This window comes from Candidatus Paracaedibacteraceae bacterium, from assembly GCA_019636055.1.
Lineage (GTDB): Bacteria > Pseudomonadota > Alphaproteobacteria > Paracaedibacterales > Paracaedibacteraceae > Paracaedibacter.
The window spans coordinates 28,838-43,173 of the sequence record JAHBYH010000002.1; the positions used below are offsets into that span (position 1 = coordinate 28,838).

At 42.7% G+C, this 14,336-nt stretch carries 17 protein-coding genes; 4 read left to right on the forward strand and 13 right to left on the reverse strand.

Annotated features, from left to right (window positions below):
- Positions 1 to 80 precede the first annotated feature (80 nt).
- From KF820_03585 to KF820_03595, 3 genes are all read left to right on the forward strand, one after another.
- Entirely contained in the window at positions 81 to 800 is a 720-nt protein-coding gene (locus KF820_03585) for a hypothetical protein (GenBank protein MBX3457427.1), read from the forward strand.
- A gap of 89 nt (positions 801 to 889) precedes the next feature.
- Positions 890 to 1,504: a hypothetical protein gene (locus KF820_03590; GenBank protein MBX3457428.1), complete on the forward strand. Its 615-nt coding sequence runs from the start codon at positions 890 to 892 to the stop codon at positions 1,502 to 1,504.
- 44 nt (positions 1,505 to 1,548) lie between these two features.
- Complete coding sequence (locus KF820_03595) at positions 1,549 to 2,460, forward strand: patatin-like phospholipase family protein (protein ID MBX3457429.1); 912 nt, start codon at positions 1,549 to 1,551, stop codon at positions 2,458 to 2,460.
- Here KF820_03595 and KF820_03600 read toward each other — a convergent pair.
- The 7 genes from KF820_03600 to KF820_03630 form a co-directional block, all read right to left on the reverse strand.
- Entirely contained in the window at positions 2,457 to 2,912 is a 456-nt protein-coding gene (locus KF820_03600; protein ID MBX3457430.1) for a 23S rRNA (pseudouridine(1915)-N(3))-methyltransferase RlmH, read from the reverse strand. The two genes, KF820_03595 and KF820_03600, sit on opposite strands and share 4 nt — an antisense overlap.
- Positions 2,909 to 3,271, reverse strand: coding sequence for a ribosome silencing factor (rsfS, locus tag KF820_03605; GenBank protein ID MBX3457431.1), 363 nt, complete (start codon positions 3,269 to 3,271; stop codon positions 2,909 to 2,911). Before rsfS ends, KF820_03600 begins: the two co-directional genes overlap by 4 nt.
- A gap of 104 nt (positions 3,272 to 3,375) precedes the next feature.
- Complete coding sequence (locus KF820_03610; protein ID MBX3457432.1) at positions 3,376 to 3,948, reverse strand: transglycosylase SLT domain-containing protein; 573 nt, start codon at positions 3,946 to 3,948, stop codon at positions 3,376 to 3,378.
- Positions 3,949 to 4,118: 170 nt separating this feature from the next.
- A complete protein-coding gene (locus KF820_03615) occupies positions 4,119 to 4,670 on the reverse strand; it encodes a NifU family protein (protein ID MBX3457433.1) in 552 nt (183 codons plus the stop codon).
- A gap of 87 nt (positions 4,671 to 4,757) precedes the next feature.
- A complete protein-coding gene (locus tag KF820_03620) occupies positions 4,758 to 5,729 on the reverse strand; it encodes a methyltransferase domain-containing protein (protein MBX3457434.1) in 972 nt (323 codons plus the stop codon).
- A gap of 126 nt (positions 5,730 to 5,855) precedes the next feature.
- The gene (gene dnaK, locus KF820_03625; GenBank protein MBX3457435.1) at positions 5,856 to 7,769 is read right to left on the reverse strand and encodes a molecular chaperone DnaK; all 1,914 of its coding nucleotides are present in this window, start codon (positions 7,767 to 7,769) and stop codon (positions 5,856 to 5,858) included.
- A 161-nt stretch (positions 7,770 to 7,930) separates the two neighbouring features.
- On the reverse strand, positions 7,931 to 8,446 hold the full coding sequence (locus KF820_03630; protein ID MBX3457436.1) for a nucleotide exchange factor GrpE: 516 nt from the start codon (positions 8,444 to 8,446) through the stop codon (positions 7,931 to 7,933).
- 73 nt (positions 8,447 to 8,519) lie between these two features.
- On the opposite strand from KF820_03630, the gene hflX reads away from it, so the two are divergent.
- Positions 8,520 to 9,779, forward strand: a complete 1,260-nt coding sequence (hflX, locus tag KF820_03635) for a GTPase HflX (GenBank protein MBX3457437.1) — start codon at positions 8,520 to 8,522, stop codon at positions 9,777 to 9,779.
- Here the strand turns inward: hflX and KF820_03640 are convergent.
- From KF820_03640 to KF820_03665, 6 genes are all read right to left on the reverse strand, one after another.
- Positions 9,766 to 10,545 (reverse strand): hypothetical protein, encoded by a 780-nt coding sequence (locus KF820_03640; protein ID MBX3457438.1) that lies wholly within the window; start codon positions 10,543 to 10,545, stop codon positions 9,766 to 9,768. The two genes, hflX and KF820_03640, sit on opposite strands and share 14 nt — an antisense overlap.
- 71 nt (positions 10,546 to 10,616) lie before the next feature.
- A complete protein-coding gene (locus KF820_03645) occupies positions 10,617 to 11,447 on the reverse strand; it encodes a hypothetical protein (protein MBX3457439.1) in 831 nt (276 codons plus the stop codon).
- 31 nt (positions 11,448 to 11,478) lie between these two features.
- Positions 11,479 to 11,721 (reverse strand): exodeoxyribonuclease VII small subunit, encoded by a 243-nt coding sequence (locus KF820_03650; protein ID MBX3457440.1) that lies wholly within the window; start codon positions 11,719 to 11,721, stop codon positions 11,479 to 11,481.
- A gap of 62 nt (positions 11,722 to 11,783) precedes the next feature.
- Positions 11,784 to 12,632 carry a 3-hydroxybutyryl-CoA dehydrogenase gene (locus KF820_03655; GenBank protein ID MBX3457441.1) on the reverse strand — a complete coding sequence of 283 codons (849 nt, stop codon included), beginning with the start codon at positions 12,630 to 12,632 and terminating at the stop codon, positions 11,784 to 11,786.
- Between the two features lie 29 nt (positions 12,633 to 12,661).
- Positions 12,662 to 13,591 carry an FAD-binding protein gene (locus tag KF820_03660; GenBank protein MBX3457442.1) on the reverse strand — a complete coding sequence of 310 codons (930 nt, stop codon included), beginning with the start codon at positions 13,589 to 13,591 and terminating at the stop codon, positions 12,662 to 12,664.
- 1 nt (position 13,592) lies between these two features.
- Complete coding sequence (locus KF820_03665) at positions 13,593 to 14,333, reverse strand: electron transfer flavoprotein subunit beta/FixA family protein (GenBank protein MBX3457443.1); 741 nt, start codon at positions 14,331 to 14,333, stop codon at positions 13,593 to 13,595.
- Positions 14,334 to 14,336 lie beyond the last annotated feature (3 nt).

The window sequence follows — 14,336 nt, forward strand, 5'->3', positions numbered from 1 at the left end:
TGTGTTTTATTTTTGACACAACAGTCTTAACAGGTCTAACCTGAATCTATACATAATTTTAGTAAAATTATAGGTGATTCATGCAAATTCTTTTGATTTTGATATCCATCGTTTGTGGTCAGGAATTATCTCCCACTTCACCAACGCCCCCCAGCATGTATCAACTTCTTGCACAATTCCACACACAACAAAAATCTCCTCTATCAGAGCAATATCCAGTATTAACATTTGACGATGGGCTACAAGAACCATCAGCCCCTTATTTCTCGGATGATGAAGATAGTCCGGGAAGGACAAGCTATCCTCAACAAATACAAGCCTTAACGCCAGTCCAACCCGAAAGCCCGAGCACTCCCGAAGATTTATTAACGGCAACATGGCGTCTAAAACAGGAAAACAAAACACTTTCAGAGCGTGTCGCTAGTATGGAATTTCTATTGGCTGAAAATAATAGGATGCTAAGAGCACTTCTTGAAGCAACCCAACAAACAGGGGTTGAATTAGAGACTGTTGAAAAGCATCAAGAGCAAATCACAAATGATATTATGGGGCTTGCAGGCAAAATGCGCCAATGGAAGGATGAGGTTATGCGATCTCAGGAACATCCGCTTTATAAAGTTTTGCGTTATTTACGACTTGGGTTTAATGTATCCGCTAGCACAGGAACTGCCCTATCCACCTACTATACATTCGCTTGGGTTGCCAGCGTCCTTCCGGCTGTTATGACACCGCCCGGATGGATTTTAATCACGACATCAGCAACAGCAGGTGCTTTATATTATGTTTTGTATTCAGTATAAAACTAGACAATTATTTCATTAATTACTTTTTATTAACTTAGAGTTGATAGTAAAATTGATATATAAAACTAGTTTTATGAGGAATAAGCATGAGATTATTCTTATCTTTTGTTGTTGTTTTATCTCTGGCCTCTGCCCACGATGACTCAAGGAACTATATTGACGCAGGTCGCTTCGAGGACCTGCAAGAAGTAACCTACGACAATGATGGCAATATGCTACTCCTTGTCCAGACAGATCCCAGCTCTGCCACATCCAGCGTTGATTTACAAATCATCGAGGAAACAAATAATGAAGTCAAAAAAATTGAACAAGAATTGGCTGACCTCTTAGAAATTCAAAAAATGCTTCACGAGCAGATCAATCTTGATGGCGAAAAATTAAGCTTAGCAGAACAACACGTTGAAACAACACAAGTCCAAGCTATTGATGCTGCAGAGCAACTTAAACAAGCAGACGAATTAAATGAAAAAAACATGTTCTTATCGCTTTTTCTAAAAGGGGGTGTTCCTTTAAGCGTGGGAGCTGGAGTCGGTGCTGCCGGATTTTTTTCCACCAAAGCCATTGTCCTTGCTGCAGCCCCTGCCTTAGCAACAACCGCAGCCCCCATTATTATTCCGACGGCACTCGCTCTGGCTGCTGGTGGTGCAACGTTGACCGCAAGCAATTTCCTTATGAAAAAATTGTGTGACAAAGCCCGATAGCTAAAATATGATTGATTAAATGATTCTTCAATACTAAATATTTTATGTCTTGCAAAAAACTAACTCTGATCGTCCTGACATTTATTTTAAACGCGTGTTCTGAAATGCAATTTGATACAACCAGTTACAAACCCTATAACCTCGCCCTACCAGCCCAAGAAAATATTGACATTGCTTTCGTATTAGGCGGTGGTGGTGCCAAGGGTATTGCCCATGTCGGCGTCATGGAAGAACTAATTAAACAAGGCATCGAGCCCGACTTGATTGTTGGCTGTAGCGCAGGATCGATTGTCGGATCATTATATGCTGACTCCCTAGATATCCAACGCGTCAAAGAAATTTTATTGCCTCAAGAACGTGAACACCTCCTTAATATTTCGCTGAATTTCCTCCCCTTTGGCATTACTGATGGGAGCAGCCTGAACCTTTTTTTGGAAAATAATCTAAAATCTCGCTGCTTTGAAGAGTTAAAAATCCCCTTTATCTCGGTTGCAACAAATTTGCAATATGGGGACATGACCCCCATAGGACGCGGCCTTCTGATCCCTGCTGTCAGAGCATCCGCAGCATTCCCTGGCGTTTTTACGCCTATTGAAATTGGCGGGCAATACTTTGTGGATGGCGGCGTTGCCAACAACGTTCCTGTTGAAACAGCTCACCAAATGAAAGCAAAATTTATTATAGCCATTGAATTAGACGCCGGGTTACCTGATAGCGCCCCAACAAATGCCTTAGGAATTTTACGGCGCTGCCTACAAATCAGCCTCCACCATCAATCTCGTCTTGCCTTGAGCGAAGCAGACTACGTCATCCGCGTTGCCCTTCCTGAAATTGGAACTTTTGACAGCGGCCTTAACCAATTGGTTTATGAACGTGGGCTCGATGTAGGGCGCCGCGAGGCTGCAAAAATAAAACTCTTAATCCAAGAAAAGTTAAACCTCAAAAAAAGTGCTTAGTCACGATGATACGGGTGGCCCGATAAAATCTGTTGAGCCCTATAAAGTTGCTCAGCCAAAAGGACACGAACCAACATATGGGGCCACGTTAGACGTCCAAAACTGATAACTGACTGCGCTTTTTCTCGCACGGACTCATGCAGTCCATCGGCACCACCAATACAAATCGCCACCTGAGAGCATCCGGTATTCTGCATATCTTGAAAAATCTGAGCAAATTGGCGGCTTGATGGCACATCCCCCCGCTCATCCAAGGCCATCAATGGAAGATTTTGAACCTGATCAAGAATAGCGCGTGCCTCAGCCTCTTTCAAAGAATCACCAGATAAGTCAGAGCGACTGGGCAATTCTTTAAACTCAATCTTCCACTTTGATCGTTTTAGATATTCCTGTATGAGATCCAACTCAGGTGACTTTTTTAACGATCCAATACAAATAATTTTGATTTTCATTCAGGAAGCTGGGTCGTCTGGGGAATTTCAACGCCCCACATTTTTTCAAGATTATAGAATGATCGCACTTCCGGGCGGAATAGATGAATCACTACATCTCCGGCATCGACAATTACCCAATCACATTGAGGAACACCTTCAATCCTGGATTTAATTCCATGATCTTTTAAATCACGATACAAGATATCCGCTAAAGCCCCCACTTGACGGGAAGAATTACCGCTCGCAATAAGCAAATAATCAGCAATTGACGTTTTCCCTTTTAAATCGATCGTGACGATTTGCTCAGCTTTTTTATCATCCAAAATTCTTAAAAGATGATCTTTTAATTCAGTTATAGTTTCAAATTTATCAGACATTTAGTTGCTTGCACATTCAAAGTTATTTTATGACATGATATCAGATATTTAAGGATAAGTATAGATTTGATACAACGAGATTCGTTTTTTGGGCTATACGATTCCTATTGAATCTTACAAATCTTAGTTTCCCTGACAGGAACTGTCTCTGGTTGTTGCTGTTTACGCTTGACTTTGATCTTTGCCCAAGCCCCAAAAACACGTGCTTTATAGGGCTCATTCGCATAAGCATCCGGTGAGTGGTATAGCTTAACAGCACCCTCATTAGACCCTGTCTTTTTCTTCAAGCGTTTAAACAATTTTGCACTATAGGCGACATTATGCTCAATTTCACACATCTGCTCAAGGGATTTAAAGTTCCGACGATGAGAGGGCACATGAAGCTGCATTGGACCAACACTAATATTGCGATAGCCTTCCTCTTGCTTTTTCTTCACAAATTGGGCAACTTCTTTGGCTGACGAGAAATGAAATGCTCGACCACAAGCATTAACCACATAAGGGTTCATTTTGGATTCAACATGAGCAATCGCTTCAAGCAAGCCCGGTTCAATCCCCTTATCTTTTTCAACCTTGCGGATTTCATTGATACACTTTTGGCGCAATGTAATCGCATGGCTTTTAACAAGTGTAATCCCCGACAAAATTGCCAAGGATGTGACAACTGTTCTAATCATAGACATTCCCCCTAGACAGCTCTTCAGAACGGGAAAATGTTCTGGTGCAGTTTTCTAGTTGAGTTTAATACAAGGAACTAGTCGCGACGCCTACAATAGTAGGTGAGCGACGCAGTGACAATGTAGTATGCTCAACTAGAAAACTGCATAAACCCGGGTCAGGCCGCTGTCTATTCCACCGCTCTTACTTCCTCTACTTCCGGAACGTAATAGCGGAGCATGTTTTCAATTCCCGACTTCAGCGTTGCCGTTGAACTCGGGCACCCAGCGCAGGCTCCCTGCATCTTTAAATAAACTATACCATCTTCGAAGGAATGGAACAAGATGTCCCCCCCGTCTTGCGCTACAGCTGGACGCACACGGGTATCGATTAATTCCTTGATTTGTGCGACAAGCGGGTCATCTTCTGATGATACTGGCGTCTCTGCCGCATTAACATCAATTAACACCGGCAGATTAGCGACAAACTGCTCCATAATAATACCGATGATAGACGGCTTAAGCACATACCAATCCAAGTCAGCAGCTTTACTGATGGTAATAAAATCATTTCCAAAGAAAACCCCTGTCACACCGTCAATTGCCAACAACCGTCTGGCAAAAGGTGACCGACCGCATTCTTCCAACGCATTGAAAGAGGCTGTTCCCATTTCCATAACAACACGGCCTGGCAAAAATTTCAGGCTATCTGGATTTGGTGTTTCTTCGGTCTGTATAAACATAGCTTTTCCTTTTCTTATATTCATTCATACGTTAATAAATATACAACGACAAGGACTTTTGTCAAAATCTTAGTAATTTAGTAAGAATTAAATTTTAGGTTTTTCACAGATAAAAAAGAAACTTGATACCATCAACTCGTCAGAGGGGACATCCTGAAAGCACGAAGCAAATTTATGTCGAACCTGTTCGATGGCATGGATTCCAGACAGACGAATATCAGAGGGAATCCGATCAAGTGGAACAGCTTCACTCAATGGCTCATCCCGACCATGAATTGCAGCAACAAGCAGCTTAGTCGAATCAGGACAAATATCTTGTAGTACTCGTTTATAGTCGTGAAACAAAAAGCGATTCGGATAACCAGACCGCCATGTCATTAATCGATAGACCCACCGCGGTATTCTTAAAAAAGCTGTTGATTCGCGATACGGTGTAAACATACCATGATCCCGTAAATCAACTTTGTGAATTAAAACGCCACCCGGCTTCAAAGCATCATAGATAGATCTCAGCACAAGTTCTGGATTATCCACATGTTCTAAGACAGAGCGTGAAACGACAACACTATAGTCTTTATGCTCCTTAAAAAACAGCTCTCCTGATGCTTTTTCACCATAGAAACGTTTTATCTTTGGCAAAGCCGAGTCATCTGATAAATCAACCGACGTCAGCATTTGTCTTAACACAGGATATTTTTCTGATAGCATTTGATATACATCAGCATTATGGCTATTTGAGCGGCGAGAATAAAAACGATCGGCTAAATCAACCTGATCTGCACCATGGGCAACAAACAATAAGGCAACACCCGCACTATCCCCCGGACCAATTTCAGCGATTCTACCAGAAAATTGCTCTATTCCAGATACACGCTGATAGTCTTTGAAAACACCTTCAATATAGTCAACAGATTCAGAGACACTCAATTGAGCATGGGTAGAACCAGAATCCGTGGATATATCAAATAAATATATTATACGTAACTTTATGTTCCTAATGATATATACAAGTGATGTCAAAAATACATTTTGCTTAATGACCCGCTTCAAGAATTGCATCTGTTTCACCCTAAAAAATCATAGAAACCCCTCACACTAAACAGAATTAATGCAAGAGGTTTCTTAGATGGTTTCATTAAGTGTGAGTGTAGACAACTTACTCACTATAATAAATAGTTTTTTTATTTATGCTTTCTTTTGAGAATCGTCCTTAACTTCCTCAAATTCAGCATCAACCACGTTGTCTTGGTTTTGGGCTTCCCCTTCCGGAGATCCTCCGGCAGCGGCAGCTTCTTGTTGAGCTTTGTACAAAGCCTCACCCAATTTCATAGAGGACTGCATCAACGCATCGGTTTTTGCCTTGATATCCTCGGCATTATCACCCTGCACAGCTTGCTTTAAGGCTTCCAAATCAGACTCAATCGCAGACTTTTCTTCTGCCGTGATCTTGTCGCCATTTTCCGACAAGGTCTTTTCAGTTGCATGAATTAGGCCTTCAGCATGATTTTTCGCTTCTACAGATTCGCGACGCGTTTTGTCAGCTTCAGCATTCGCTTCGGCATCCTTAACCATTTTGTCAATTTCCGCATCACTCAAACCACCAGAGGCTTGGATACGGATTTGTTGTTCTTTGTTTGTCGCTTTATCTTTTGCAGATACGTTAACAATGCCGTTCGCATCAATATCAAATGTTACTTCGATTTGCGGAACACCACGCGGTGCTGATGGCAAACCAACCAGATCAAATTGACCCAACATTTTATTGTCTGCAGCCATTTCACGCTCCCCTTGGAAAACACGAATAGTTACAGCTGTTTGATTATCCTCAGCGGTTGAAAACACCTGACTTTTACGGGTTGGAATGGTTGTGTTACGATCGATCAAACGTGTAAACACACCGCCCAACGTTTCGATACCTAAAGATAGCGGAGTTACATCAAGCAAAAGAACGTCTTTAACATCACCCTTTAGGACTGCACCTTGGATAGCCGCACCAGCAGCTACAACTTCATCCGGGTTAACCCCACGATGAGGCTCTTTACCAAAGAAATTCTTTACGGTTTCAATGATTTTCGGCATACGGGTCATACCACCGACCAAGATCACTTCATCAATGTCACCAGCCTTAAGCCCTGCATCTTTCAACGCTGCTTGACATGGTGCAATTGTCCGCTTAACCAAATCGTCAACCAAAGATTCCAACTTAGCGCGCGTCAACTTAACATTCAAATGCTTTGGCCCTGACGCATCGGCTGTGATGAATGGTAAATTAACATCGGTTTGCATCGACGATGACAATTCGATTTTTGCCTTTTCAGCCGCCTCTTTCAAGCGTTGTAATGCCATTGTGTCATTACGAAGGTCGATACCGGATTCCTTTTTGAACTCATCCGCTAGATATTCAATAATACGGCTATCAAAGTCTTCACCACCCAAGAATGTATCACCATTGGTCGATTTAACTTCAAAAACACCATCACCGATCTCAAGAATGGATACGTCAAAAGTACCACCACCCAAGTCATACACAGCGATCACACCGGATTCTTTTTTCTCAAGACCATAGGCCAAAGCCGCTGCAGTTGGCTCGTTGATAATACGCAAAACTTCCAGCCCTGCAATCTGCCCCGCATCCTTAGTTGCTTGACGTTGCGAGTCATTAAAATATGCCGGAACTGTAATAACAGCCTGCGTAACCGGCTCACCCAAATAAGCCTCGGCTGTTTCTTTCATTTTCTTGAGAATCATGGCACTGATTTGGCTCGGGCTCATCTTTTCGCCTTCAGCCTCCACCCACGCATCACCATTATCGGCCTTTACAATGCTATAGGGCACAAGATCAATGTCTTTTTGCGTCATCGGATCCTCAAAGCGGCGACCAATCAAACGTTTGATCGCAAACATGGTGTCCTTTGGATTAGTTACAGCCTGACGTTTTGCTGATTGCCCAACCAAACGTTCACCATTCCCGGCAAATGCAACCATAGATGGTGTTGTGCGCGCCCCTTCGGTATTCTCAATAATCCGTGGCTTGTCGCCGTCCATAACAGCAACACAAGAGTTTGTTGTACCAAGATCGATACCAATTACCTTCGCCATGATATTTCTCCCTAAATTTGTTTTTCCCAGTGTTTTTGCTAGTATTAGCAGCCACACCTCTACTCTGCTAACAATATAGAATTAATTCGCTATTTTGTCAAGGCCTGCACGGCGTTGCTTGAAAAATCTCTCCCATCTGAGAGAGGAGATTATTTGTAGCACTAACTTTTCTTCGATACGCCAACCAATGCCGGACGCAACAACCGATCATGGAGCGTAAAACCAACCTGCATCACTTGAACAACTTGTCCTGGCTCAACATCTGATGTTGGCACTTCAAACATGGCTTGATGGAAATTCGGATCAAACGCTTGGTTTTCCGGGTTTATAATCTGAATACCATAACGACCAAAAACATTATTAAGTTCAGAAAGCGTCAAATTAACGCCATCAAGAAATCCTTTCATTTCATCAGAAATACCTGTCACAGTAGCCGCCATTTCCGACGCCTTGGATAAACTATCGTATACGCTTAAAATATCGCGGGAAAAGTTAGAAACAGCATATTTTAACGCATCTTCACGATCCTTTTGGGCGCGACGACGGGTATTATCCAATTCCGCAACGGCACGCAACCACTGATCTTTCATCTTATCCAATTCAGCTTGAAGATCAGGTTCAACAGACTCAGTAGTTTCTTCTGTTTCTAGAATTTCATCTTGTTCTTTTTCTGACATTGTCATGCTCCTTGATTATCTTTCCTCAATAACTTACCATAATTCTGATATAAAATACAAAAATATAGCCACAATGCAAAAACCAAAAACGATAGCTGCCGTCATTCATGTCGCCTCAAAAACTGTCACCTACGATTTAGAGGCTGCTCTAGACGAAGCTATTGGCCTCGCTCTCGCTATTGACCTTAATGTTTTATATTCACAAATTATCCAACTGAAAAAAGCAACCCCTGCCACCATGATTGGTCAGGGAAACGTTGAGCTTTTGGCTGATATTATCCGACAGGATGAAATTGAGTTGGTCATTTTTGACGGATCCCTAACGCCAGTTCAGCAACGCAACCTTGAGAAAGCTTGGTCCTGCAAAGTGATCGACAGAACCAGCCTCATCTTGGAAATATTTGGGGAACGCGCCCGCACCGCTGAGGGCCGCCTTCAGGTTGAACTTGCAGCCCTGACCTATCAACGCAGCCGTCTTGTCCGGAGCTGGACTCACCTTGAACGTCAACGCGGTGGATTTGGTTTTACAGGCGGACCCGGTGAAACTCAGCTTGAACTTGACCGCCGTATGATTGATGACCGTATTATTCGGATCAAAGCTGACCTTGAAAAAACCAAAACCACACGCGGCCTCCATCGGTCAGCCCGTGCTGATGTGCCCTATCCGACTGTTGCTCTCGTAGGGTATACGAACGCCGGAAAATCAACCCTCTTTAACAAGCTGACTCAGGCCGATGTGCTTGCTAAAGACATGTTGTTTGCAACCCTTGACCCAACCATGCGGCAGGTTAAACTCCCCAGCGGTCGCACCGTAATTCTGTCAGATACAGTTGGTTTTATCTCGCACCTTCCCACCCAACTTGTTGCAGCGTTCCGCGCCACCCTAGAAGAAGTCTGTGCTGCAGATCTAATTTTACACGTCCAAGATATCGCTCATCCCAACGCTGCCATGCAAGAAGAAGAAGTCAACAAGGTTTTAACCGAATTAGGGCTTGAAAAAGAACTTCAGGATGGAACAACCATTCGCGTCCTGAATAAAATTGATTTAATGGAAGAAACCACGTTAAAACCTCTTAAAAAACGCCTCAAGAAATGTGATGTGTTAATTTCCGCTGTGACAAGAGAGGGGTTTAACAAACTATTAAGCCTAATCGATAAGCAACTCAACCGTCATAACAAACTCGTAGAACTCGATATCTCTTATGAAGATGGCGAATCACTGGCTTGGCTCTATCGTCAAGGTGTCATCATAGACAGAGTGGACGGCGAGACTGCCATCCACTTAAAACTTCAGATTAGCCCGACTGTGTTAGAAAAATTTAAGGCCAGATAGGGTCTTGATTTTTCATCGAGTGCAAATTATTATCACAGTCACGTTGATTTTGTTCCAATAGGTCAAATTGATCTTTTTCTTCTTGTGTCATTGGTTGTCCTGCAACTCTGTAGCGCATAAAGTCACGTAACTTTGCCCGTGCTGCATCACAACGCAGCTGCGCTGCTTGGATATGAGGTGCCACGGGTTCAGGTTCTTTAAAACTATCCAAGGCAGGGTTGCGCGGGACTACCTTCACAGGCTTTGCCAAAGATTGAGCTTGCGCCCATAAATCAATTAATTGCGGGCGCCCATTTATTTCTGACTCTATTTCTTTTTTCATTTCATTAGCAGATCTTTTAACCAGCATAATCGCATCAGGTGATACCTTATTTTCACGCATATTCTGGACATCTTGTTCATATTTAAGCCAAAGATACATTTTTTCCCTTACATCACTAATCTTTTTGGCGTGATCCCAATAGGCTTGCATCCCAACCTGTGTTTTTAATCTTTCTAATATTTTTGACTCTAAATCCTTCAGTTGCGATTCATCGATGTATCGACCTGAACCGTCAAACGCAGATCGCTGTGCTGATAGTTGTTTCCATGAATCTATAAGGTCTTTTATGTTTCCTTGAGCTGGTGACTCGACAGACGGTACTGTTACTAGTTCTTCTGGTGTTTTTTTTGCCCAGGGGAACCATCCTTTAGAAGCAGTCGTCAGGTTAGGATCCGCCATAACGCTGCCCATCATTAACGCCGTCATCAATATTGCTCTGTTCACCATAAATCTCCGTGGGTTTAATGTGCTGAGATAACAATAAAGCAATAAAGTTAAGATTTAGTTAATCTAAGTTATTCTGATTTTGTGGTAAGCAAAACCTCAACCCGTGAAACAAAATATTCGGGATCGGTCAATGCAATTAATGTCCGAACAGGAACGATATGCCCCGAGGTAATGAGGTCATCCCGCGTTCCCTGATCGGGAGCAATAATATGTTTGACCTTAGCATTATCATCAAAGACGATTGCAACTCCGTTTTCAGGCTGCATAAATGGTTTGGCATAAGCTTCAGTTTCACCATTTTCATGCCAACGTTTATGGTTATCATGAACCGCATTAAATAGATCTTGCCACATTTGGGAAGGGGCAACTTCAGTTTCGCCTGACATCAAGCATCCCTCAAGGTCATAGGCAAGGATATTGGTCATGACATATCCCTTAAGGTTCAGGATCTCACGAATATCAGAAATATCATGGCCAAAGGTTCGAAAGACAAAACGCACATTGGGTTTGTCCTTTGCCCACTCAACCAATCGCCAAAAGCTTGGGAATAAAGAGTTGTCCATAGATTCGGCAATCCGGACATATTCTTTATACTTAGTTGTTAACTCAGCATATTCTGGGTGGTTTTGAAGGTATGATGATGTCACAAAATTTTTGTAGTTGTTGTTGCGAGCATCTTTTATATCTCGAATCGCACCATTTCCAGGAATTACATGATTTTCAACAAACTCACGATAAGTCATTTCAGGTAGATCAGGCCGCCAAACCCCTCGAACGTGTTTGGCAAACTCAATTTTCACATAATCCTGAGTGGTTTTGTTTTGTGCCTTATCTGCTGCCATAATCGTACCGTTCACATCCAAGTGAACAACAATTAAATCTTGCGCCTTTGGTCTCATGATCAGTCCGCCATCAAAATTAATTTGGCGATCAAGACTCCTGCCCCTCAAACGGTTTCAACTCAGGCTCACCATTTGGTTTTAGCATAATTTGATCAACTTTCAGTTTGGCTGCCTGTAATTTAGCCTGACAATGAGCTTTTAAAGCCACCCCTTTTTCATAAGATGATATTGCTTCCTCAAGTGGCAAACGCCCCTCTTCCAAACGACGCACTAAGATCTCAAGCTCTTGAATAGCTTGCTCAAATGTCATACTTTCGATTTTTTCTTGCATTTGTTTTTCCTTAAGAAAAAGTTATTTCTATATGGAATCATCCCCATCATCAGAAATAGTTCTTATTTATCATAACAATAGAATCCGCGGCCAGATTTGCGTCCCACCCATCCTGCTGCGACATAATTTTTCAACAACGAGCACGGGCGGTATTTACTATCATTAAAACCATCATAAAGCACCTGCATAATTGAAAGACAGGTATCCAACCCAATTAAATCAGCCAACGCCAACGGCCCCATTGGTTGGTTCGTCCCTAATTTCATAGCCGTATCAATATCCTCAGCTGTGGCAATCCCTTCGTGCAGTACGAAAACCGCCTCATTGATCATAGGCATCAAAATTCGATTCACAATAAAACCTGGTGCATCCTGTGAAACCACCATAGTTTTACCGATTGTCTCAATAACCCCAGCAATTGCAGAAAAAGTCTCATCACTGGTTGTTAAAGATCGAATGACTTCAACAAGTTTCATTAAGGGGACCGGATTCATAAAGTGCATCCCAATCACTTTATCCGGACGGTTCGTATGAACCGCCAACTGAGTCAGTGAAATCGATGAGGTGTTGCTGGCGATAATAGCTTCGGGTTTAAGTGTAGCTGAGGCCTCTGTCAACAACTTACTCTTAAGCTCAACATTTTCCGTTACAGCCTCAATCAGCAAATCAAAGTCGCCACTCGGAAGAGTTTCAGCAAAGGATAATCGAGCAAGCGTTGCCCTTTGATCCTCTGCACTCACTAAACTTTTTGAGACAAGTTTATCCAAGCTTTTGGTAATGTTATTTAATGACTTATCCCTTTGATTTGAAGAGATATCAATGACAGTAACAGTGTATCCAGCCTGAGCACAGACCTGAGCAATTCCACTGCCCATTTGTCCTGCACCCAAAACAGCTATTGATTTAATCATGTAAAGGCACCTCGCTCCTCAAGAAAACCTTAGTTCTTTAAGGCTGATGTCAACTGTGGAACTACGTCAAACAAATCACCGACGAGACCATAATCCGCAATCTGGAAAATCGGCGCATCTTCATCCTTGTTGATGGCAATGATCGTTTTACTATCTTTCATTCCTGCCAAATGCTGAATTGCCCCGGAAATACCAATCGCAATATAAAGCTCCGGCGCCACAACTTTACCTGTTTGACCGACCTGATAGTCATTCGGAACATAGCCAGCATCTACAGCTGCCCGAGACGCCCCAATAGCCGCATTCAACGTGTCTGCTAAATCTTCAATGATCTTAAAATTTTCTTTTGAAGCCAAAGCCCGGCCACCCGAGACGACAATCCGCGCTGAAGTTAACTCCGGACGATCTGATTTAGATGCCTCAAGAGAAACAAATTTACTTGGATTTGCCTCATTAAAAGCGACCGTTTCAACAGCAGCCGATCCACCCGTTGCACATTTATCAAAAGTCGTTGGGCGAATTGTAATCACTTTAATCGCATCCTGACTTTTGACAGTCGTAATTGCATTCCCTGCATAAATAGGGCGATCAAATGTATCTGCTGAGTGAACTTTAATGACGTCAGACAATTGCATCACATCCAATAAAGCCGCCACCCGTGGCAAGATATTTTTACCATAGGTCGAAGCTGGTGCTAAAATATGGGAATAGTTTTTGGCAATTGTCATCAAGGCTTTAGAAGATGCCTCAGCCAAACCATGCTCTAGAGAAGCGCCATCCATCAAAGTCACTTTGGAAACACCCGCCAGAGTTGCTGCTTCTTTTGCAGCACCCTCTGCTTTATGGCCTAAAACAGCGACATGAATATCGCCACCAATCTGGGTTGCTGCTGTCACTGCATTATACGTTGATGCTTTTAATGAGGCACCATCATGCTCTGCAAGAATAAGGACTGTCATGTTAAATCACCTTTTTAATTTGATCGATAAGTTCCTGAACATTGGCAACTTTTTTCCCACCTTGGCGAACAGGCGGTTCCATCGTCTTGAGTGTTTCAAGACGACGTGCTGTCTCAATTCCCATAGAGCTTAAGTCGATGGTTGCAAGCGGTTTTGTTTTTGCCTTCATAATATTAGGCAATGCAGCAAATCGCGGTGTATTTAAACGTAAATCAGTTGTGACAACGGCCGGCAACGAAATCTGAATTTTTTCTAACCCGCCATCAACTTCACGGGTGATATTTGCCGTACTACCCTCAAGTCCAAGTTCAGAAATGAAGGTTCCTTGTGGCCAATCAAGTAACGCTGAAAGCATTTGGCCGACCTGATTGCAATCATCATCAATCGCTTGTTTACCAAGAATAACAAGGTTCGGTGATTCGTCTTGACAGATTTTAGCTAGAACTTTAGCAACAACCAAAGATTCAAGGGAGTCTTCACCCTCCACGTGAATGGCTCGGTCAGCCCCAAGGGCGAGGGCAAAACGGAGTGTTTCTTGGCAAGCTTTTGAGCCAATAGAACAGACAACAACTTCTGTTGCGATACCCTTTTCTTTCAGACGCACAGCTTCTTCCACCGCAATTTCATCAAACGGATTAATCGACATCTTGACGTTGTTGAGATCCACACCTGATCCATCTGGTTTCACACGAATTTTAACGTTATAATCAACGACACGCTTTATAGCGACAAGTATTTTCATTAT